The sequence below is a fragment of the Subsaxibacter sp. CAU 1640 genome (genome assembly GCF_023156585.1).
In the GTDB taxonomy this organism is placed as follows: domain Bacteria; phylum Bacteroidota; class Bacteroidia; order Flavobacteriales; family Flavobacteriaceae; genus JBPOFM01.
The window spans coordinates 281,112-305,109 of record NZ_JALNMI010000003.1 but is presented as its reverse complement, the minus strand read 5'-3'; the positions used below and the strand labels follow the sequence as shown (position 1 = coordinate 305,109).

The 23,998-nt window shown below is 37.5% G+C and carries 13 protein-coding genes; all 13 read left to right on the top strand.

The window, feature by feature from the left end; translation table 11 throughout:
- The first annotated feature begins 20 nt into the window (after positions 1 to 20).
- The gene (locus M0G43_RS08850) at positions 21 to 1,730 is read left to right on the top strand and encodes a discoidin domain-containing protein (RefSeq protein ID WP_411039863.1); all 1,710 of its coding nucleotides are present in this window, start codon (positions 21 to 23) and stop codon (positions 1,728 to 1,730) included.
- Positions 1,731 to 1,740: 10 nt separating this feature from the next.
- A complete protein-coding gene (bglX, locus tag M0G43_RS08845; protein ID WP_248025142.1) occupies positions 1,741 to 3,963 on the top strand; it encodes a beta-glucosidase BglX in 2,223 nt (740 codons plus the stop codon).
- Positions 3,964 to 3,981: 18 nt separating this feature from the next.
- Positions 3,982 to 5,814: a T9SS type A sorting domain-containing protein gene (locus tag M0G43_RS08840; protein WP_248025140.1), complete on the top strand. Its 1,833-nt coding sequence runs from the start codon at positions 3,982 to 3,984 to the stop codon at positions 5,812 to 5,814.
- Between the two features lie 12 nt (positions 5,815 to 5,826).
- On the top strand, positions 5,827 to 6,750 hold the full coding sequence (locus tag M0G43_RS08835) for a T9SS type A sorting domain-containing protein (protein ID WP_248025138.1): 924 nt from the start codon (positions 5,827 to 5,829) through the stop codon (positions 6,748 to 6,750).
- A gap of 32 nt (positions 6,751 to 6,782) precedes the next feature.
- Positions 6,783 to 9,380, top strand: coding sequence for a glycoside hydrolase family 2 TIM barrel-domain containing protein (locus tag M0G43_RS08830; protein WP_248025136.1), 2,598 nt, complete (start codon positions 6,783 to 6,785; stop codon positions 9,378 to 9,380).
- Positions 9,381 to 9,385: 5 nt separating this feature from the next.
- On the top strand, positions 9,386 to 10,276 hold the full coding sequence (locus tag M0G43_RS08825; protein ID WP_248025134.1) for an alpha/beta hydrolase: 891 nt from the start codon (positions 9,386 to 9,388) through the stop codon (positions 10,274 to 10,276).
- Positions 10,273 to 11,973, top strand: a complete 1,701-nt coding sequence (locus M0G43_RS08820; RefSeq protein WP_411039859.1) for a sulfatase — start codon at positions 10,273 to 10,275, stop codon at positions 11,971 to 11,973. The genes M0G43_RS08825 and M0G43_RS08820 overlap by 4 nt, the downstream gene beginning before the upstream one ends.
- A complete protein-coding gene (locus M0G43_RS08815) occupies positions 11,970 to 13,805 on the top strand; it encodes a family 43 glycosylhydrolase (protein ID WP_248025132.1) in 1,836 nt (611 codons plus the stop codon). The genes M0G43_RS08820 and M0G43_RS08815 overlap by 4 nt, the downstream gene beginning before the upstream one ends.
- 6 nt (positions 13,806 to 13,811) lie before the next feature.
- Positions 13,812 to 14,651 (top strand): endonuclease/exonuclease/phosphatase family protein, encoded by an 840-nt coding sequence (locus M0G43_RS08810; RefSeq protein WP_248025131.1) that lies wholly within the window; start codon positions 13,812 to 13,814, stop codon positions 14,649 to 14,651.
- A gap of 13 nt (positions 14,652 to 14,664) precedes the next feature.
- A complete protein-coding gene (locus M0G43_RS08805) occupies positions 14,665 to 16,314 on the top strand; it encodes a solute:sodium symporter family transporter (RefSeq protein ID WP_248025129.1) in 1,650 nt (549 codons plus the stop codon).
- 39 nt (positions 16,315 to 16,353) lie between these two features.
- Positions 16,354 to 19,119: a triple tyrosine motif-containing protein gene (locus M0G43_RS08800; protein WP_248025128.1), complete on the top strand. Its 2,766-nt coding sequence runs from the start codon at positions 16,354 to 16,356 to the stop codon at positions 19,117 to 19,119.
- 237 nt (positions 19,120 to 19,356) lie between these two features.
- Entirely contained in the window at positions 19,357 to 22,509 is a 3,153-nt protein-coding gene (locus M0G43_RS08795; RefSeq protein WP_248025126.1) for a SusC/RagA family TonB-linked outer membrane protein, read from the top strand.
- 43 nt (positions 22,510 to 22,552) lie between these two features.
- Positions 22,553 to 23,989, top strand: coding sequence for a RagB/SusD family nutrient uptake outer membrane protein (locus M0G43_RS08790; protein ID WP_248025124.1), 1,437 nt, complete (start codon positions 22,553 to 22,555; stop codon positions 23,987 to 23,989).
- Positions 23,990 to 23,998: the final 9 nt, after the last annotated feature.

The following is a 23,998-nucleotide window of genomic DNA, read 5'->3' as shown; positions in this document are numbered from 1 at the left end:
TTTTGGCTGTGTCGTTGTCGATGCAAGGCCAACAGAAAACCTATTGCAATCCTGTGAATATTGATTATGGTTATACGCCTTTCGAAGTGTTTTCAAAACAAGGAAAACATCGCGCCACGGCCGACCCAGTAATTGTCAATTTCAAAGGAAAACTGTATTTGTTTTCTACGAATCAAGAAGGCTATTGGTACAGTGATGATATGCTCAACTGGAAATTTGTATATCGAAAATTCCTATTAGATGATACCTATACACACGATTTGAATGCACCTGCGGCTTGGGCTATGAAAGATACGCTCTATGTGTATGGCTCGACCTGGAAGTCTGATTTCCCTATTTGGAAGAGCACAAATCCCACAGAAGATGATTGGGAAATTGCAGTCGATACCTTAATGGTTGGTGCTTGGGACCCAGCATTTCATTATGAAGAGGAAAAGGATAAACTCTTTCTCTATTGGGGTTCGAGTAACGTGTGGCCAATTTTGGGGACGGAAATCAATACAAAAACAATGCAATCGGAAGGTTACACCGTTCCAATTGTTCGATTGTTTCCGGAAGACCACGGTTGGGAGCGTTTTGGGGAATACAACGACAATGTGTTTTTGCAACCTTTTATTGAAGGTGCTTGGATGACGAAGCACAATGGAAAATACTATATGCAATATGGCGCGCCAGCTACTGAATTTAGTGGTTATGCCGATGGCGTGTATGTAAGCAAGGGCCCGTTGGATAGATTCGAGTATCAGCAACACAACCCATTTTCGTATAAACCAGGAGGTTTTGCTCGTGGTGCTGGTCACGGCGCAACGTTTGAGGACAATTTTGATAATTATTGGCACGTTTCGACCATATTTATTTCAACCAAAAATAATTTTGAACGACGCATCGGCATTTGGCCTTCTGGATTTGACAAGGACGATGTGATGTATTGCAACACCTCTTATGGTGATTATCCAACGTTTCTTCCAGAATTTTCGAAAGGAAAGGATTTTACTAAAGATATGTTTGCAGGTTGGATGTTGCTCAATTATCAAAAACCTGTTCAAGTTTCATCTACCCTAGGAGGTTATCACGCCAATTTCGCTGTGGATGAAGACATTAAAACTTATTGGAGTGCCAAAACTGGTGACAAAGGTGAATGGTTTCAAACAGATTTAGGCGAAGTGTCGACCATCAACGCCATTCAAATCAATTATGCTGACCAAGATGTGGAATTTATGGGTAAAACATTGGATAAATTTCATCAATATAAAATATATGGGTCAAATGATGGAAAAAAATGGTCAGTTATTGTTGATAAAAGCAAGAATAAAACCGATGTGCCTCACGATTATATAGAACTTCAAACGCCTGCAAAAGCACGTTATCTAAAGCTTGAAAATCTGCATATGCCAACAGGAAAATTTGCATTGAGTGGCTTTCGAGTATTCGGTAAAGGAGTAGGAGCAAAGCCTGAAAAAGTCCAAAACTTTACGGTGTTGCGTTCCAGTCCTCAAAAATATGGCGAGCGTCGCAGCATTTGGTTCAAATGGCAACAGAATCCGTTGGCAGATGGTTATGTAATTTATTGGGGAAAATCACCTGATAAAATGTACGGAAGTATTATGGTTTATGGTAAAAATGAATATTTTTTTACTGGAGCCGATAGAACGGATGCTTATTATTTTCAGATAGAGGCGTTTAATGCCAATGGAATTTCGGAACGCACAGAAATTGTCAAATCAGAATAAAATTTAAGAGATGAACCTTAAAGTCACCATACAATTTACCGCAGCATTTCTCACATTGGGAGTTTTTGCGCAGCAACCTAATTACGAAGCCAAGGTCGATTCACTGATGAAATTGATGACTTTGGAAGAAAAAATTGGCCAAACCGTGATGTATGGTGGTGGATGGGACAAAACAGGTCCTACCGTCAGTACAGATAATGTCAAATTCATCAAGGAAGGCAATATGGGAGCGATGCTGAATGTTTACACAGCAAAAGCAACGCGTGATTTGCAGAAAATTGCCGTGGAAGAATCACGTCTTGGCATTCCGATATTATTTGGCTACGATGTCATTCACGGACACCGCACCATTTTCCCAATAAACCTTGGAATGGCTGCGAGTTGGGATATGAATATGGTTGAAAATTATTCACGGATTGCTGCGGAAGAAGCTTCTGCGGAAGGATTGCATTGGACATTTTCACCTATGGTTGACATTGCTCGTGACCCTCGCTGGGGACGAATTTCAGAAGGTGCTGGCGAAGATGTATATCTGGGAAGTGAAATCGCAAAAGCTTATGTGAAAGGTTATCAAGGTGATGATTTATCAAAAAACAATACGATTTTGGCCTGTTCAAAACATTATGTCGCTTATGGCGCAGCCCAAGCTGGACGTGATTATCACACGGTCAATATGAGTGAAGACGAGTTGCGAAATGTGTATTTGCCTCCATTTAAGGCGACGGTTGACGTAGGTGTCGAAACCTTTATGTCGGCTTTTAACGAATTGAATGGCGTTCCAACCTCTGGAAATAAATTCACACTTCGTGATATTTTGCACGATGAATGGAAATTCGACGGTTTTGTCGTGTCGGATTATACCTCTGTAAATGAAATGATTCCACACGGATTTGCAAAAGATAGTATTGATGCCGCTCGAATAGGGATGAACGCTGGAGTCGATATGGATATGATGGGACATCTCTATCGAAAATTCTTGAAGGATTTGGTAGCGGAAGGTAAAGTTGATGAAGCGACCATAAATGATGCTTGCAGACGTATTTTACTGACCAAGTTTAAGTTGGGATTGTTTGATGACCCTTACCATTATTCAGATGAAAAAAGACAACAGGAAACCATCTACAAACCCGAATTTTTGAAAGCAGCTCGTGAAGCTGCTGCTGCATCGTCTGTTTTGCTTCAAAATAATAATAACGCCTTGCCATTGGATAAAACCAAAACCATCGCGTTGATTGGTCCTTTGGCAAAAGATGAGTATCACATCAATGGAAATTGGGGAGGCGCAGGCGATAGAAAAGGTAAATCCGTAAGTGTTTTTGAAGGTTTGCAAGAATTTCTGAAAGACAACCAAATCATTTATGCGAAAGGATGTGACATTGTAAAAGATGATGAAAAAGGCTTTCAGGAAGCAATCGATGCAGCGAAAAAAGCAGATGTTGTGTTGCTTGTGATGGGCGAAGACCACGGAATGAGTGGCGAAGCAGCTTCAAGAACCAATTTGAAAATTCCTGGAATTCAGCCAAAACTTATCAAAAAAATACGTGAAGCGGTTCCGAACAAAAAAATAGTTTTGGTGTTGATGAATGGTCGACCGCTGAATCTTTCCGAAGAAATCAGCCAAGTGGATGCTATTTTAGAAGCTTGGTTTCCTGGAACGATGGGAGGAAGCGGCGTTTGCGATGTGCTTTTTGGTACCTACAATCCTTCGGCAAAATTGACCATCACATTCCCAAGGAATGTTGGTCAAGTTCCAATTTATTATAGTATGAAAAACACAGGTCGTCCGATTCCTGATAACAATCCGACACAAGATTATAAGTCAAACTATATCGATGTGCCAAACACGCCATTGTTTCCTTTCGGTTTTGGATTAAGCTACACAACGTTTCAATATTCAGATTTGAAATTATCTTCCAATGAAATCGGTATGAACGACAAATTGACTGCAACAGCAACCATCACGAATACTGGAACTGTTGATGGCTATGAAATTGTACAATTGTACGTTCACGATAGATTCGGAAGCATCACAAGACCTGTAAAGGAGTTGAAAGGTTTCCAAAAAATATTCCTGAAAAAAGGAGAAAGCAAAACAGTATCCTTTACCATTTCGGTAGAAGATTTGAAATATTATAACAATGAAAACATCTTTGGGGTTGAATCTGGCGAATTTGAGATCGCCATCGCACCAAGTTCAGATTTTAAATTCAAGCATACATTCACACTTAAATAAAACTTAAACAATAATTATATGAAAAAAATTTTACTCTCCCTTTTATTGATAACCAGCTTTATAGGCTACTCTCAAGAGTATTCCTATATCGATTTTGGAAACTCCGGAACGGTCACTTCGGGCAACTGGAATAATCTGGTGGTTTCGACCCAAAATCAGGATGGTTTGACTTTGAACCTTATTGACAGCAACGGAAATACAACTGGTGCTGTGTTGACGTTGACAGATTCTTTTGACCATATTAACGCTAACGGAACCACAAGCCCGAATGGTGCTCTGCCATTTCCTTCATCTGCTACTCGTGATAGTTTTTTTGGAGCTACAGATGCAGGTTTCAATGGAAATGTCAATCCAACAGGTGGTTTTACGCTTTCTGGTCTTGACCCCACCAAATACTACTCCTTTTCAGTATTCAGTTCTAGAACCGGTGTAAGCGATAATCGTGAAACGCTGTATACCGTTGTTGGTTCAACCACTGCTTCACAAGCTTTGAACCCTTCCAATAATACTAGCAATACTGCGGATATCTTGAATATTCAGCCGAATGCAAGCGGAGAAATTACATTGACCGCGCAACCTGGTCCGAACAATAACAATGGTTTTGGATTTTATTACTTGGGAGCATTGCAATTGATTAAAAGTGATACGCCAATTGGTGATACCACTCCAGACCCAGAATTGGCTTTGACCTATCCAAATGGTGGTCATTTATGGGAAGTTGGAAAAACTGTTAGGATCAAGTGGGAAAGCATTTCTATTACTGATATGCAAATTGAATTTTCTTCAGATAATGGAGCCAATTGGAATGTTGTTGCAACAGCACCAGGTTCTTTGCAGTATTATGATTATGTGGTGCCAAACCAAATTTCTACAGACTGCTTGATTCGTATTTCGGGAGAAGGCTTGGCAGATACAAGTGATGGTACATTCGAAATTATTCCGAATGAAGGTGATGTTTTTAGAATTGTTGTTTTGGGTTCTTCAACCGCTGCAGGAACAGGCCCTTCTGATGGAAATAATGCTTGGGTAAACCGTTACAGAACGTATTTGGTGGAAGGCGATACGCGATATGAAGTTATCAATTTGGCTCTTGGTGGATTTGCAACCTATAACATTCTGCCTACAGGTTCAACCATTCCTGCTGGTGTTAATAGAACCATTGATACGGAACGCAACATTACGAAAGCTTTGTCTTTGAATCCTGGTGGTATAATTATCAATATGCCATCCAACGATGCGGCAAGTGGTTATCCTGTGGCTGACCAAATTGCAAATTATAATTTGATTAGTGCTGATGCCGCAAGTGCCAATGTTCCTTTATGGGTGACAACACCACAACCAAGAAATTTTGGTGCCAATACAACCAACTTAAATATTCAATTACAGATGATTACCGAGACCTATAATCTATTTGGTAACGATAATACTGTTGATTTCTGGACTGGATTTCCAGTTGCCGATAACAATGGCATTTTGCCACAATATGATTCAGGAGACGGCATACACATGAATGACGCTGCGCATTTGATATTGTTCCAAAGAATTTTAGGAAAAGGAATTCACACAGCTGTCATGAATGCAGCCTTATCTGTTGAAGATTTTCAAGTGGCAACCACAAAGATATTTCCTAATCCGATGATCCAAAATTGCACAATTCAGTTTTCTGAAGCTGTTTTCGGAAATGTGAACGTCACGATGACTGATATGCTTGGTAAAAATGTATTTTCCAGTAATCAAACAGTAAGTAACAATCAAATTCAAGTGACAAGAGGTACTTTGAAATCTGGTATCTACATTATGTCTATAAATTACAACAATAAATCGGTAACAAGCAAAATCATTATTAACTAAAAACAAAAACTCATGAAAAAAATTACTTTTATTTTCGTTTTAATCTCGTATGCGTCTTTTGCACAGCAATATACATACGTTGACTTTGGTATTACAACCAATACTACAACTGGAAATTGGAATAACGTTGCTGTGGCTAATGCAGCAAGTGCTTCAGGCATCACTTTAGCTTTAGTTGATGATTCTGGGGCTAGTACAGGTGTAACGTTGACTGTTGACGACGCATTCAATACAGTTAATACAGCAGGAAATCCTACACCAGATGCATCACTACCTTTTCCAAGTTCTGCTGCTGCAGATAGTTTTTTTGGTAACACTGCAGTATTTCAAGGGGCGACCGAGCCTACAGGAGGTTTTACTCTGACAGGTCTTGATCCTACTAAATACTATTCGTTCTCAATTTTTGCATCAAGGAACAATGTAAGTGACAATAGAGAAGCTATATATACTGTAGCTGGCTCATCAGCATCTGTTGGTTATTTAAATGCTTCGAACAATACAATGAATACTGCAACTGTTATGAATATTCAACCAAACGGTAGCAATGCGATTGTTTTCACGGCAGCACCAGGTCCTAATAACGACAATGGCAGTGGTTTCTACTATTTAGGAGCCATCGAAATGATTACAAGTGATGCACCACTTTCTGTTGAGTCAGTTAATTTGATTTCAAAATTGAATGTGTTCCCAAATCCTGTTTCAGACAGATTTGAAGTGAAATTGTTCTTGAATGAAGCATCTAACTTGAAAATAGAGATGTTCGATATCAATGGAAGATTGGTTCAATCTCTTTTGAATGAAGAACAACCAGCTGGAGACTTCTCTTATGTTTGGGAAAGAAATTCTAGTAAAAATACACAATTATCTGCTGGTACCTACATTCTGGAAGTGACAGCAAACAACAAGAAAACGACTTCTAAATTAATTATTAAGTAATTGATTAACTTATGAAATTTAAACCGTTCACAATGTTTCAGTTAAACATCATTTGTTTGATGGCATTGTGGATGGTTTTTTCGTTTACATCATTTTCACAACAACAAATCATTAATTCAGGTTGGCAGTTTTCAGAAGATAAGACCAACTGGGAAACGATAAACATTCCGCATACTTGGAATGACAAGGATGCTTTTGATGACGAGCCTGGTTATCGTCGCGGCAAAGGGTATTATAAAAAACAACTTTTTCTTTCAAAATCACAGTCTGACAACATCCATTATTTAAAATTCAACGCCGTCAATCAGGATGCAAAGGTTTTTGTAAATGGTCAAGAGGTCGGGACGCATAAAGGTGGCTACACGGCCTTTAATTACAACATTACAAAGTGGCTGAATTATGACGATTTCAATTTGATTGAAGTGACAGTCGATAATTCGCACGATGACAATATTCCTCCGTTAAATGCCGACTTTACGTTTTATGGAGGCATTTATCGCGATGTCGAACTCATTTCGGTTCCAAAACAACACATTTCCCTTAACGATTTTGCTTCTGATGGCTTTTACGTCAATTATTCTAACGTTTCTAATGAAAGTGCTGAAGTTGACGTGACCGTTTTGGTTGATAACTTCGATAATTCAAAATCTACAACACAGTTAGAGCTTTCAATTTCTTATGAAGGCAAAGTACTTCTGACGAAAAGTGAAACAGTGAAGTTGAATGCAAATGCTTCCACAGAAGTCCATATAAAATTCCCAAAAATTCAAGACCCAAAACTCTGGAGTCCAGAATCTCCAAGTCTCTACAAACTTCAGATAAAACTATCGGATTCAAATAAAAATCCAATTGATTTTAGAGAACAATCCATCGCATTCAGATGGTGTTCTGTAGACCCAAATACTGGTTTTTCGCTCAATGGAAAACCATATAAACTCATCGGTGTCAATCGTCATCAAGATTATGAGAGTTTTGGAAACGCCGTTCCTTTGCACCTTCAGGAAAAAGACATTCATCTGATAAAAAATATGGGTGCAAATGTCATTCGCTTTGCACATTATCCTCATAGACGTGAACTTTATAAGTTGTGCGATGAACTTGGTATCTTGGTTTGGACTGAAATTCCTATCGTAAATAAAGTGACCAATACAAAGGAATTTTTTCAGACAAGTATCGATATGCAAAAGGAGCATATCAAACAATATTATAATTACCCATCTGTGGTGATGTTCGGTTATATGAACGAGATTTTCCTGCGTTTGGCGTTCGATAGAAATACCGAAGAGGAAAAAGAAGATGCCAAGGTTTATACGTATGAATTGGCGAAACAACTGGAAGATTTGACACGAAAATTGGCTCCAAATCGTTTAACGGTGATGGCGCTTCATTTTAATGAATTGTACAACGAAACAAAAATTGCCGATTTGTCAATGCTGATTGGTTGGAATCTGTATTTCGGTTGGTATCACGACACAATTGAGGATTTAGGTGTGTTTCTGGATAAACAGCATCGTCGTTATCCCAATCGTTCTATAATGGTATCAGAATATGGTCCTGGAACTGATGCACGCATTTCAACCGACACACCAAAGAAATATGATTTTTCACAGGAATATCAACTAAAATTACATTCAGGTTATTATCGTCAAGTGAAGGAGCGCGATTTTGTGACAGGAATGACAGCTTGGAATTTTGCCGATTTTGGCTCCGAGTTCCGTGGTGATGCCATTCCGCACGTCAATCAAAAAGGATTGGTTCAGTATAATCGCGAGCCGAAGGATATTTATTATTGGTATAAATCGGTTTTGGATAAAAATGAGCCTTTTGTTCATATGTCACTGCATACAGATGCTACGTTGAACATTGTTGGAAAGAATGACCAGAAAGTAACCTTCTTCTCCAACCAAAAAGAAGTTGAATTATTTCTGAAAGGAAACTTGCTAAAAACATTAAAGTTTGTAGAAGGTATTGCGGAAGCTGAAATTCCTTTCACACAAGGAAAAAATACTTTGAGAATGGTTTCAAATTCATTTGAAATAACTGAAAACCTTGATGTTGCGTTGATTCAAGATTTATCAACTGACTTGCCAGAACGATTGGGCATTAATATCGGTTCGCATTTCAACGTCAAAGATTCGGAAAATGGCATCACATTTGTTGCTGATAGACTATATAGCAAAGGCTTGTTTGGTCATATAGATGGTGAAGTATTCAATATCAATAAAGAAAACCATCAAGGCATTCCGCAGAACATCAAAAACACGAATGCCGACCCATTGTATCAAACGATGCTTGAAGGTTGCTCGACTTATAAAGTTGACGTTCCAGATGGAAATTACAGAATAACCTTGTATTTTGTAGAGCCGCAATTGAAAAGTGAAGTTGATATTATTTACAATTTGAAATCAAAGACGACTTCAGCTGATAAAGATTCAAAGCGTGTTTTTGATGTGATTGTGAATGATGAAACACTTGCTTTAAACTTTAATATGTCGCAACAATATTCAGACAAATATGGAATTACTGTTTCAGGTTTGTTAAAGATTAAAAATTCTGAAGGATTAACGATAAATTTGAAACCAATAGAAGGAAAAACCGTCATCAGCGGTTTGTTAATAGAAAAATTATGATTGAAATGATGAAGAAGATTGCATTTTACCTACTGCTTCTAATCTCTTGCACAGCGTTTTCACAGGCGAAAGTGACGACGTACACTTATGCCATCAAAGGGAAAGACACGCTCAAAATGGATGTCTATACACCTAAAAACTATAAAAAAACAGATTCGTTGCCTGTGATGCTTTGGATGCACGGAGGTGGTTTCGTTGGAGGCGACCGAACCTATCCGAGTGAGGTGAAATTAGCTCAATTATCCGCAGAAAACGGCTATTTAGGTGTTTTTATTTCATATCGATTGACTCGAAAAGGTCAAGTAACTGGTTTTGGTTGCGATTGTCCAAAATCTGAAAAATTATTGACCTTTAAAAATGCAGCAATTGACTTTTTGGATGCTGCAAAATTCATTCATCAAAACCGTGTGATGCTTGGCGCTGATACCACAAGAATCATTGCTGGTGGCAGTAGCGCTGGTGCAGAAGGTATGCTGAACGCTGTTTATATGCGTGAATATTTTGTGGACGATTTAAAGCCTTATCAAAATATCAAATTTGCAGGTGTATTTTCATTGGCAGGAGCGATGGTAAATGCAGATTACATCACAATGACGAATGCTTTGCCTTCGGCTTTTTTCCACGGAACGGAAGATAATTTGGTGCCTTTCGGAAGTGCACCGCATCATTTGTGTGCGCCTTCGAGAGTTGGTTATTTGATGCTCGATGGTTCGGCAACTATTGTAGAACGATTGAAGAAACTTGAAAAGCCGTTTTATTTCTATAAGGTTTTAGGAGGAAAGCACGAGTTGTCTTCGATTCCTTTTGATCATTTGGATGATGTATTTACATTTTTCAACCAAACGGTTTTCAATAGAGAAGTGATTCAAACAACCAAAATAGTAACGAAGATATGAAGCGATTAGTTGTGTTATTTGTGGCTCTAACATTGTTTACCTGCAAGACCAAAATGCAGGAAAGCAGCACCCAACCTTCATCCGTTTCAGAGCAAACCCGCCCGAATATCATTTTCATAATGGCCGATGACCACGCAACGCAGGCCATCAGCGCTTATGGCCACCCAATTAGTAAATTGGCACCGACGCCCAACATAGATAGAATAGCCAATGATGGTGCCATTTTCAAGAATAATTTCTGTACAAACTCCATTTGCGGTCCGAGTAGGGCAGTAGTGCTTACAGGAAAACACAGCCACGTGAATGGTTTCCGAATGAATGGTGACCAATTTGACGGCAGTCAACCTACGTTTCCAAAAATGCTTCAAAAGGCAGGTTACAATACTGCGATGATAGGGAAGTGGCATCTACACGGACTTCCTCAAGGTTTTGACCATTGGAAAATATTGACAGACCAGGGCAATTATTATAACCCGGATTTTATTGCATATAATGAACAGAAAAAGCGAGTCGATACGACACGCATCACTGGTTATGCTACGGATATTATCACCGAAGATGCAATTTCATATCTGAATTCGGTAAAAGGAACTAATCAACCATTTATGATGATGGTACACCACAAAGCGCCACATCGCAATTGGATGCCAGCGTTGCGCCATTTGAATGTTTATGATGACGTCGAATTTCCGTTGCCAGATACTTATTTTACAGACCACGAAGGTTCCATCGCATCAAAAGAACAACAACAGACCATCTACAAAGATATGTACGAAGGTCACGATTTGAAGATGACCAAGGAAAAAGGTAGTAATGAGTTGGCTCACAACCCTTGGACTACCGATTTTGAACGAATGACACCAGAGCAAAGAGCTACTTGGGACAAAGCCTATCAAGCCAAGAATGATGCGATGCACGATGCCAATATGAGTCCGAAGGAATTGGCAATCTGGAAAGGCCAGCGCTATCTTCACGAATACCTGGCAACGATTAAAGCTGTAGATGAAGGTGTAGGAAAGATTTTGGACTATCTCGATGCCAATGGACTTTCAGAGAACACATTGATTATTTATACGACAGACCAAGGGTTTTATCTAGGTGAAAAAGGATGGTTCGACAAACGATTTATGTATGAAGAATCACTGGCGATGCCAATGGTAGCAAGATATCCAGGAGTTATTAAAAAAGGTACTGAAGTGAATGCACTCACCCAGAATTTGGATTTTGCCGAAACATTTTTGGATTTTGCAGGAGTGGAAATTCCGAATGATATGCAGGGAAAATCGTTAAGACCATTGCTGACGAAAAATTCGGATAATGATGAATTTAGAGATGCTATTTATTATCACTACTATGATTTTCCTGCGTTTCATATGGTCAAGCGGATGTATGGAGTTCGTACCGAACGTTACAAATTGATTCACGTTTATGACGATATTGACCAATGGGAATTGTACGATTTAAAAGCAGACCCGAAGGAGCTTAAAAATCTAATTGATGATAAGAATTATGATACCATCGAATCCAAATTAAGAGTTCGATTGGGGGAATTGCAAAAGCAATATGAAGTCACCAACAAAGAATTTGAGCAATCAAGTAAAGAATCGGTTGATAGAAACTATAAGAACTTTGAGCGTCTGCGAGGAAAAACAGGCACTTCTTACGACCCGATATCGGACACAAATAAAAAATTATGATACAGCGATTTCTTTTTTTAACCTTATTCATTTTTTGTTTTTCCTGTAATTCTGAAAAGGAAAAGGGAGATGTTTCATCTGAAGAGAAATCCGCTCAAGATAAAAATTATAAAACCTATTGCAACCCCATCGATATCGACTATTCTTATATGTCTCACTATCGAGCGAAAAACAAGGTCTCGTATCGTTCAGGTGCAGACCCAGCTGTTGTCAATTTTAAAGGGAAATACTATATGTTTGTCACGCGCTCTCACGGATATTGGGTCTCTGATGATATGAGCAATTGGAAATTCATTAGACCACAAAGCTGGTATTTTCACGGTAGCAACGCACCAGCAGCTGCGGTTTATAAGGATAAAATTATTGTTTATGGCGACCCTGTTGGTTATGGACCAGTTATTGAAACTGATAATCCCGAACTTGGAGATTGGAAAACGAATTTTGCAATCATCAATGTGCCTGGTCAAATTCAAGACCCTAATTTATTTGTAGACGATGATGGCAAAGTTTATTTATATGAAGAATCTTCAAATAAATGGCCACTTCGAGTTGTGGAGTTAGACCCAGATAATTATTTTGTGCCAATAGGCGAAGAAAAAGATTTGTTTAATTTGGATCCCGAAAAACATGGTTGGGAACGATTTGGACAAGACCACACATCAGATTTAAAACCTTTTATTGAAGGTCCTTGGATGATGAAGCATAACGGCACTTATTATCTTGAATATGGTGCACCTGGCACACAGTGGAATGTCTATGCCGATGGTGTGTATACAAGTAAAAGTCCATTTGGACCATTTGAGTATGCGCCTTATAATCCCATTTCGTACAAACCTGGAGGATTTTTAAAAGGGTCAGGTCATGGCAGTACAGTTAAGGATAACAATGGCAACTATTGGCATTTTTCAACCATGGCTATTTCCGTCAATTTTAAGTTTGAAAGACGTCTTGGAATGTATCCAGCAGGTTTTGAAGACAATGGACAAATGTACGTCAATACTGCTTATGGTGACTATCCGCATTACCTGCCAAATACAAAAGTGGATAATCACAAAGAACGTTTTACAGGGTGGATGTTATTGTCTTATAATAAACCTGTTAAGACCAATTCTCCGTTAGTAACCAAAGAAATAAATGTGGTTGACGAAAGTGACAAAGGCTATATGCAGGAACAAATTACTGATTTCAACATCAATAGAATAAATGACGAGGAAATAAGAAGTTATTGGGTTTCTGAAAGTAATAATGACTCCATTTATGTTGAAATTGATTTGGAAAAACCGATGAACGTCAGTGCTATACAAATCAATTTTCAAGACTTTAACAGTGATATTTATGGACGTCCTGACACTTTGAGGCAACAATTTGTATTGCAGTCATCCATTGATAGACAAAACTGGAAAACTATTGCAGATTATTCAAAGAACAAAAAAGATATGCCTCACGCGTATATCGAATTGGAAAAATCAGAGAAGGTACGATATATCCGATACAATCACGTGTATTGTACCAATAACTATCTGTCTATTTCTGAATTTCGGGTGTTTGGAAAAGGTTTGGAATCTAAACCAATCACGCCTCCCAACTTTAAGGCTGTGCGTCAAGCCGACCGTCGCAATGTCAATCTCACTTGGGAGAAGGTCAAAGATGCTACAGGATATGTGATTTATTGGGGAATTTCAAAAGACAAGTTGAACCTTTCGGCAATGATGTACGATACGCCAAATTACGAGTTGAGAGCCTTGAATACAGACCAATCTTATTATCTGCAAGTTGAGGCTTTTAATGAGAACGGAATTTCAGAAAAAAGCGAAATTTTATACATCGAATAACAAGTTATGAGACATCTATTTCAAATTGTTGCTTTTCTTTTTCTTTTGAATTCAAATGCTCAAGAACTTTCATTGATGAGCTATAATATCAAGCTTGATTATCCGAAGGAAGGAGAAAATAGCTGGGAAAACAGAAAACCATTTTTTATAGGCCAATTGAAATTCTACTCGCCAGATATTTTAGGAGTTCAAGAAGCAATGCCAAATCAAATGAAAGATATGGATAGTTTGTTGAATGATTACAGTTTTGTTGGTGTAGGACGTGATGATGGTAAGGATTCTGGAGAATACTCCGCCATATTTTATAACAAAACGAAGTTTAAAGTAATTAAGAGCTCTACATTTTGGCTTTCTGAAACACCAGATAAGGTGTCAATGGGTTGGGACGCTGTGTGCAATAGGGTTTGTACCTATGCATTGTTTGAAAATATAAAAAACAAGGAACGGTTTTGGGTGTTCAACACTCATTTTGATCACGTTGGAGTGACTGCCAGAGCAAACAGTACGTGTTTAATCTTAAGTAAAATTAAGGAATTTGCTAATGGAAAATTACCTGTATTTTTAATGGGTGATTTCAATTTGGAACCAGAAACAGAGAACATTCAACTAATTAAAGCTACATTAGAGGATTCAAAAGATGTTAGCCAGATGCAACCTTTTGGACCTTCCGGCACGTTCAATGGATTCAAATTTGATGAGGCTGTAACACGACGTATCGATTACATTTTCGTCAGTAAAAAAAATATTAAAGTCAATAAATATGCAGTTTTAAGTGATAATGAAAATTTAAAATATCCATCAGATCATTTGCCTGTATATATTGAAGCACAACTAAACACTAACTAAAACATTCCATATTATGCTTGGTATCATTTCTTTTGTCGGATTTACACTCTTGGTGGCAGTCATATCTTATTTTGCGACACGTAGCACTGATGAAACATCTTCAGACGGTTATTTTCTTGGCGGAAGGAGCCTAACAGCAGGCGTTATCGCAGGTTCCTTACTTCTAACGAACCTATCAACGGAACAGATTGTTGGTTTAAATGGTAGTGCCTATACAGATGGTTTGTCTGTGATGGCTTGGGAAACCTTGGCGGCAATCGCAATGGTGGTTACGGCAATATTTCTGTTGCCACGTTACCTCAAAGGAGGTTTGACGACTGTACCTCAATTTTTATCAAAACGATTTGATGTCACAACCAAAACCATTACGTCAGGATTGTTTTTGACAGGATATGTGGTCGTGTTGCTACCAGTAATTTTATATTCTGGTTCGGTGGCAATAAGTGGTATGTTCAACGTGCCTGAACTACTTAATGTGTCTAGCACACAAGCTTTGTGGATATGTATTTGGGGAATTGGAATCATTGGTTCTATATATGCCGTATTCGGTGGATTGAAAGCGGTTGCGGTTTCGGATAGTATCAACGCTATCGGATTAATTATAGGAGGATTGTTGATACCTGTTTTTGGGTTGATTGCAATAGGAGATGGAAGTTTAGGAAATGGAATTGATATTTTGATGAGTTCCAATCCGGAGAAGTTTAAATCGATGGGTGAGACAGGGCAAGAAGTTCCTTTCAGTACCATTTTTACAGGAATGATGCTTGTACAGTTGTTCTATTGGGGAACCAATCAACAAATTATCCAGAGAGCATTAGGCGCAAAGAATTTAGCAGAAGGGCAAAAAGGATTATTGCTGGCGTCATTTCTCAAAATATTAGGACCATTGATTTTGGTATTGCCAGGAATTATTGCCTATCACTATTTTGAAGGCGGTCTGGCATCAAGCGATATGGCATACCCAGAATTGGTAAGAGCTGTATTGCCGAAATATTTGGTTGGTTTCTTCGCTGCCGTATTATTCGGTGCTATTTTGAGCTCATTTAATAGTGTTCTAAATAGCTCTGTAACTTTGTTTGGACTGGATATTTACAAACAGCACATCAATAAAAATGCTGATGAAAAAACAGTTGTACGCTATGGAAAGATTTTCGGAATTGTGTTGGCATTTTCAGCAATGTTCATCGCGCCTTTGATTGCCAATGCGGGAAGTTTATTTGCATATCTTCAGGAAGTAAATGGTATCTACAGTATTCCAATATTTACAATTATAGTAGTAGGATATGCCACCAAAAGAGTTCCTGCAATTGCCGCAAAAATTGGAGTACTTTCAGGCTCTTTATTGTATATTTTGAGCCAATTCTTCTTAAAACCACATTTTGTAGGTAAGGCAGTTGAAGAAGCCAAAGCTTCAGGTATTACTGATGCGGCTGCTTTAAAATTAGTCGAGGCAGAAGCTTATCCTCACTTTTTGCACGTGATGGCAATTCTTTTTGTACTTAATATTATCATTATGTTGATTATTGGAGCGATCAGACCACGTAAAGAGGCGTTTGAGTTGGAATATACTAAACAGGTGGATATTTCCCCGTGGAAGTTCGTCAAACCAGTTGGCTTGGTCATATGTGCAATCGTAATTAGTATTTATATTTATTTTGCTTAATTGACTTTAAAGAAGTATCATTTTCTATTTGTTTTTTTCTTGTTAACCAAACTTGTTTTGGCGCAAGAATTGCCTCCTATTGACTTATTTGTTTCAAAGGAGTACGGAGGTGAAAATCAAAATTGGTCCATTTCGCAAGCAAGTAACAAATACATTTATGTAGCCAATAATAAAGGCCTGTTGGAATTTAATGGTGCTAAATGGCAGTTATATCCTTCTGAAAATGAATCTATTTTACGTTCAGTTAATGTTGTAGGTGATAAGATATACACTGGTTGCTATATGGATTTTGGTTATTGGCAACGCGATGAGTTTGGGAATTTAAAATATGCTTCGCTGACTCAAAAGTTGAAAATCGACCTTATCGAAGATGAACAATTTTGGAACATCATTTCTGTGGACCGTTTTATTCTTTTTCAGTCATTAAACAGAATTTACGTTTTCGATTCAAAGAATGATACTTATAAAACCATCAATTCTAAACATACAATCACAAAAATGTTCAAGGTTAATGGGAGCATTTATTATCAAAGTGTTGATGAGGGTGTTTTTAAGGTTGAAAATGGCACGCCGAAACTTATTTGTGATGATGAAATTATTAGACAGAATATTCTCGTTAACATTTTCAATCGCGATGGAAATTTACTTCTGGAGACCCAAGAGAAGGGTTTCTTCATTTGGAAATCAAATACCTTGTCAAAATGGCAAGTGCCTGCATCGGAGTTCATATCCAGTTTGAGTGTTTATAATAGTATTCAACTTAAAAATGGAGACTTCATCCTTGGCACCATTTCCAACGGTATGGTTTACTTAAATAAAAATGGAGAATTAAAGTATTCCATAGATCAGACCAAAGGTTTGGGCAACAATACCGTTTTATCTCTTTTTGAGGATAAAGAAAACAATATTTGGCTGGGTCTAGATAATGGGATAAACGTAATCAATACATCTTCACCATTCAGTATTTACAATGATGAAGAAGGAAAATTGGGAACGGTTTACACATCGATTATTTATAGAAATCAGTTGTTTTTGGGTACCAATCAAGGATTGTTCTATAAACAACTATCGGAAGATGAATTTACATTTGTTGAAGGTACAAAAGGGCAGGTGTGGTGCCTGGTGGAAATTGATGATACACTTTTCTGCGGACATAATATAGGAACATTCATTGTTGAAAACGGCAATGCCAAATTGATTGCAAACACTCCAGGTACTTGGAACATCAAAACATATCCCAATAATCCTGATATTCTATTGCAAGGTAACTATATTGGAATCAATGTGTTGAAAAGAGAGAATGGGTCTTGGACTTTTAAAAATAAACTGGAAGGATTTGATATCTCTACCAAGTATTTTGAGGTGCTTAACAAAAATACGATTTTATTTAGCCACGAATATAAAGGTGTCTTTGAGTTAGATGTTAATGATGAATTGAAAGAGGTACGTTCCGTAAAAAAAGACGATGAGCAACAAAAAGGCTTCAATTCTAGTTTGATAAAATATAATGGCGACATTTTGTACGCCTATGAGCAAGGTGTATTTGTATATGATAGCGTGAAACATTCATTTTCAAAAGATTCTATTTTGAGTAAAATGTTTCAGCCTAACGGATACACTTCAGGGAAATTGATTCCAGACCCACATCATAGCAAACTTTGGGGATTTACAGATAAAAACTTGAATTATCTATCCCCTGGAAAATTGAGTAATGTGCCAAATATCACATCAATTGCATTCCCGCAGTCATTGAGAAAAGAAATGGTGGGTTATGAAACTGTTTCTTATCTGGAAGCGAATAAATATTTGTTTGGAACATCATCTGGTTATGTAATTATGGATTTGGACAAACTCAATCAAAAATCATATGATATCAGTATCAACCAAATCTCCAATTATGCCATAGATGGAAATAGTAAGTTGATTGATAAAGAAAAATCGATTGAGTTTGAAAACGAACAGAACAATTTCGAGTTCTTTTTTAGCGTACCAGAATACGATAAATATCTAGTGGCTGAATATCAGTATCAATTGAAAGGCTATTATGACCAGTGGAGTGATTGGACAACCAATTCTTCCGTCTTGTTCAAAAATCTTCCGTATGGTGACTACACCTTCAATGTTAGAGCACGTGTTGGGAACACGATGACTTCAAATATGTCTTCGTATCAATTTAAGATTGAAAAACCTTGGTATATCACTAATTTGATGGTGTTTATTTATGTTTTGGGCGTCATTCTCTTTTCAATTTTTATGCATAATCTGTATAGAAATTATTATAAAAAACAGAAAGAGAAGCTACTCCAAAAGAATAAGCGTGAATTGGAGTTAAAACAATTGGAAAGCGAACAGCAATTGATGCAAGTCGAAAACGAAAAACTTCAGCAGGATATTGACAATAAAAACCGGGAGTTGGCCATCTCAACAATGAGCTTGATTAAAAAGAATGAATTCTTAAATACGCTTAAGGAAGAACTTAAAAATACTAACGAATCCAAAACCCTTAAGCCAGTTATCAAGATTATTGACAAAAACCTCAACAATACAGACGACTGGAAGTTCTTTCAAGAGGCTTTCAATAATGCTGATAAAGATTTCTTGAAAAAGATCAAGTCCAAACATCCTTTACTCACTCCAAATGACTTGAAATTATGTGCTTATCTTCGATTAAATCTGTCATCCAAAGAGATAGCACCACTGTTGAATATTTCTCCTAAAAGTGTCGAAGTAAAACGATATCGTTTGCGAAAAAAGATGGATTTACCTCACGATTATAGCTTAACAAATTACATCTTGGAAATGTAGCCACACTACATTCTGTGTTTTTACCCATACATTACCACTACAACGCGAAAAACTTCAATACTATTTCGATGTAGTAACAAAATTCTTAATACTTTGTTAAAGCAGTGTTTTCGCTAATTAATTGATAAAATCTCAAAAATTCGTTATCTTTTTTATGATGTATATTTTTTGTAGTGTCGCATTTTGTGCATATCGTAATGTAATCTCATATGTTTGTAAAAACAGATTCAATTAAATATGACAGCAAAAATTTTACGCGTACTAGTATTGCTTATTTCTTGTGTTACTTTCGGACAGAATGTGACAGTGAGCGGTACTGTAAAAGAAAATGTCTCTGACCAACCACTGCTTGGAGTAAACATTTTAATTAAGGGCACCAATCGAGGTGTTACCACCGATTTTGACGGTAATTATACTATAACAGATGTTCCCATCAATTCTGTTTTGGTGTATTCGTATTTAGGTTATGTTGATCAAGAGGTTACCGTAAAGAATGGTAATCCTATTAACGTAGTCTTGGTGGAAGATTCCGAAGCACTCGATGAAGTTGTCGTAATCGGTTATGGTACTCAAAGAAAGGAGTTAGTTTCAGGTGCTTTTTCTAGTATCGAAGCAGAACGAATTACCCAAACAAACCCAGGGCGAATCGAAGATGCTCTTCGAGGAAATGCTTCGGGTGTGCAGGTGACATCAAATTCTGGTTCACCCGGTGCCTCCTTAAACATTAGAATTAGGGGTATTACTACCAATGGCGATAATTCACCTTTGGTTATTGTAGATGGTGTAAATATCGGGACTGATTTAAGTATCATCGACCCTAATGACATTGAGAAGATGGACATCATAAAAGATGCTAGTACAGCTATATATGGTGTGCAAGGTGCTAATGGAGTTATTCTCATTACCACTAAAAGTGGTAGGAAAGATAGAAAAACTAAATTCTCTTATAATTCCTTTTTTTCCTTTCAGGAAGCTGAAAACACCATAGATCTTATGGACAATTATGAATATGCGGCTTATGTTAATGAAATACAAGCCGCAGATGGAAATGCTATACCTTATCCAAACCTCCAACTTTTGGACACTAATACAGATTGGCAAGATGAGTTGTTTGAACGTGCTCCCTTGGTAAGTCATAGTTTGAGTGCGACAGGAGGATCTGAAAAAGTGACGTATGGCATTAGCGCTAGTTATTTTACACAAGATGGTATTATAGCTAGTGATAAATCAAATTACCAAAGATGGACAGTTAAAAATAATTTGGGGATCAATTTGACTGAAAAATTGAAGTTGAATACATTCTTGTTATATACCAATATTAGAAGTCAAGGAATCCCTGAAGGAAATAGAGGGTCTGTTCTTTATTATGCATTAAATGCTTCTCCTCTTACGGCTATTTATGATGGTACGGATGGAACGGGTGTCTCAAGGGGATTTGAGTACATTGGGGTAGAGCAAGGCAGTGAAATTATTAATCCTTTTGCCTTAATCAATAATACTTATAACGAAGGTTTTGCTGATCGTTTTACTGGAAAAGTGGAATTAGAATATGATGTAATCAATGATTTGAAATTTACCAGTAGATTTAACTTCAATTATTCAGATTATGGCGGAAGATCTTTTTCGCCTCTTTCATATTATGGTCCTGGTAAGGTTAACAACAATGTAAGTTTGGATACTAATGATCCAACAATGTTCGATTTGGACAGAAATGACGATGGTACAAGAGATGTATATGGGACAGTTTCAGAAAATAGACAACATACATTTGATTTCATATTTGAGAACTTTCTAGATTACAAAAAGTCCTTTGGTGATCACAATTTCAACGTTTTATTGGGAACTTCAATCAGAAGTGAAACTTACAAAGGATTCTTTGGTTCAGGTCCCTTAAACAGCGGTCCAGAGACTTGGGACAATGCATATTTAGGTAATTCCAACTCCATCATTCAAATTGTTGACGGTGTTGTCACTTCAAGTTTAGTAAATGTAAGTGATGGTAGAAATGAAAACAGATGGTATTCACTTTTTGGTAGGTTACAATACGATTATAAAAGTAAGTATCTATTCTCTGCAATGATAAGAAGAGATGCTTCAACCAAGTTTGGCCCAAATAATCGTATTGGTAATTTTCCTTCATTTTCAGGAGGTTGGGTAATTTCCAATGAAGATTTCTTTAATGTCGATCTAATCAATTCTTTGAAAATTAGAGGTAGTTGGGGTATAACAGGAAATGATAAGATTGGAGATTACAGATGGTTAGGATTGCTGCAAGGAACTACAGGTGAGGCAACCTACCCTTTTGATGACTTAATTGTTAATGGAAATGCCATTGGAGCTTTAGCCAATCCAGATTTAAAATGGGAGACAAATTATCAAACCAATGTTGGTTTTGACATATCGCTATTTGATCGAAAGTTGAGTTTGACTTTGGATTATTATCGTAAGAAAACAGAAGATTTACTATTGGTTCCAGATGTGTCGGCTCTTTTGGGAGCATCGGCAGGTGGAAGTTCACCACCATTTGTTAATGCCGGTACCATAGAAAATAAGGGGTTTGATTTCAGTTTGAATTTTGACCATCAGTTTACTGATAATTTTAGTATAAATTTAGGATACAACCTGACAACCGTAAAAAATAAGGCATTAAGCGTTAATAATGCAGCTGGATTTATTTCAGGAGGGTTGTTTAATTTAAATCAAGCAACTTCAAGATTCCAGACTGGATTACCGATAGGTGTATTCTATGGTCTACAAACTAATGGAGTTTTCCAGAACCAAGCAGAGATTGATGCCCACGCGGTGCAGCCAAATGCACAACCAGGTGATTTGAGATATGTCGATGTTGATGGAGATGGTGTCATTGAATATGGAAGCAGTGACGATCTAACAGTTATTGGAAATCCAATACCAGATGTGACAATGGGCTTTAACCTCAATCTGAATTTCTATCAGTTTGATTTTGGAACATCATTATACGCCTCTATAGGTAATGATGTTGCTAGAAGTTATGAGCGTTTTTTGACTTACAGTAATAAACCTGATTTCTACTTAAATAGATGGACTGGTGAAGGTACTTCGAATGAAGTGCCTCGAGCATCAAGTTTAGCGTCTAATAATCAATTATGGTCATCTTTTTATGTAGAGGATGGTTCTTATTTAAGAATACAGAATGTTCAGTTAGGGTATTCAATTCCAGAGAAATTTTTGGAACGTATTGGATTAGATCAATTTAGAATCTATGCGGCTGTAAACAATCTTTACACATTTACCAAGTATAGAGGTTACAATCCAGATGTATCAAATGCGAATCCTGTAGCATCAGGAGTTGATTTGGGTCAGTATCCAAACACAAGAACATTTACAACAGGAATCAATGTTTCATTCTAATAATATAAACATGAAAATAACTTTGAAACAAATAACAATAGTAATGGTACTCATGATTTGCTATGCATGCGACGATTACTTGGAAATATTGCCAGAGGGCCAAGAAAACAGTGAGAACTATTTTAATTCAGAATCAGATTACCAGAACGCGTTGGTTGGGGTATATGATTTACTTTCGACCACTTATTTGAGCAATGTTCTTGGCGAAATCGCATCAGATAATACGCTCTGCGGTGGTGGAGATGCTACAGACGTTTTGGATTGGCAACAAATTGATGATATGACGCATACCGCGGATAATGGCGCATTGCGTAGCGTATTTCAATGGATGTATGCTGGAATTAGTAGAGCAAATTACATTATTGAATTTAAGGATAAAACTGATTTTAGTGGTAAAGATCAATTGCTTGCCGAGAACCTTTTCTTGCGTTCATACTATTATTTTGAATTGGTAAAATTCTTTGGAGATGTGCCAATGTATTTGGATGGTCGTATTTCTATTGAAGAATCGCAATCAATAGATAGAACCCCAAAAGCACAAGTTTATGCTCAATTGGAACAAGACTTGAACAGCATCATTGATGATTTGCCTTGGCAACAAGACCAAAATGGTCGAGTAACAAAAGGTGCTGCCCTAGCATTGCTTGGAAAAATTTATTTATATCAAGACAAATTTCCAGAGGCGGTAACAGTGCTTGATAGAGTGATTAATGAAGGACCATATGATCTCGTTAGCGATTATTCAACAATTTTCTTGAATTCAAATGAAAACAATATAGAGTCGGTTTTTGAAGTACAATATTCGGGAGGACAGGAAGGAGCAAGCTTTGGTTGTTTTCAATGCGTTGAAGGAAATGTAGCCGCAGGTTTTATGGGAGTGAGATGGCTAGGCGGTAATTATTCACCTTATGCCTATGGTTTCAGCTTTAATGTACCGGTTCAGGAGCTTTATGATGCTTATGAAGATGGAGATACAAGAAGAGAGCCTACCATTTTTGATGTTAATGCTTTTATGGCTTCAAGACCTGATGTTACCATTACCGAAGGAAATGAGCATACTGGGTATTTCAATCACAAATACTTGCCTTATGCGGAAGCCGTATTGCCAGATCAAAACATCAACCATAGTAATAATTACAGAGCCATACGTTTTTCAGACGTACTATTGATGGCTGCCGAAGCCTACAGTCGAGGTGGGTTGGGAGATGGCACAGCTCAAGCGTATTTGAATAGGGTGAGACGTCGTGCTTTTGGAGATACGAATCATGATATCACATCTTCTGGTTCCGCCTTAACACAAGATATATGGAATGAGAGACGCCTGGAATTGGCAGGCGAGGGACATCGCTTCTTCGATCAAGTTAGAACAGGTCAAACGAGTTCAATACCAGGTTTTACTGGTAGAAATGTGCTCTTCCCAATACCTAGAATAGAAATTGAATTGGCCGGTAATCGTTGGCCACAAAATGATGGATATTAAAAAAAATGC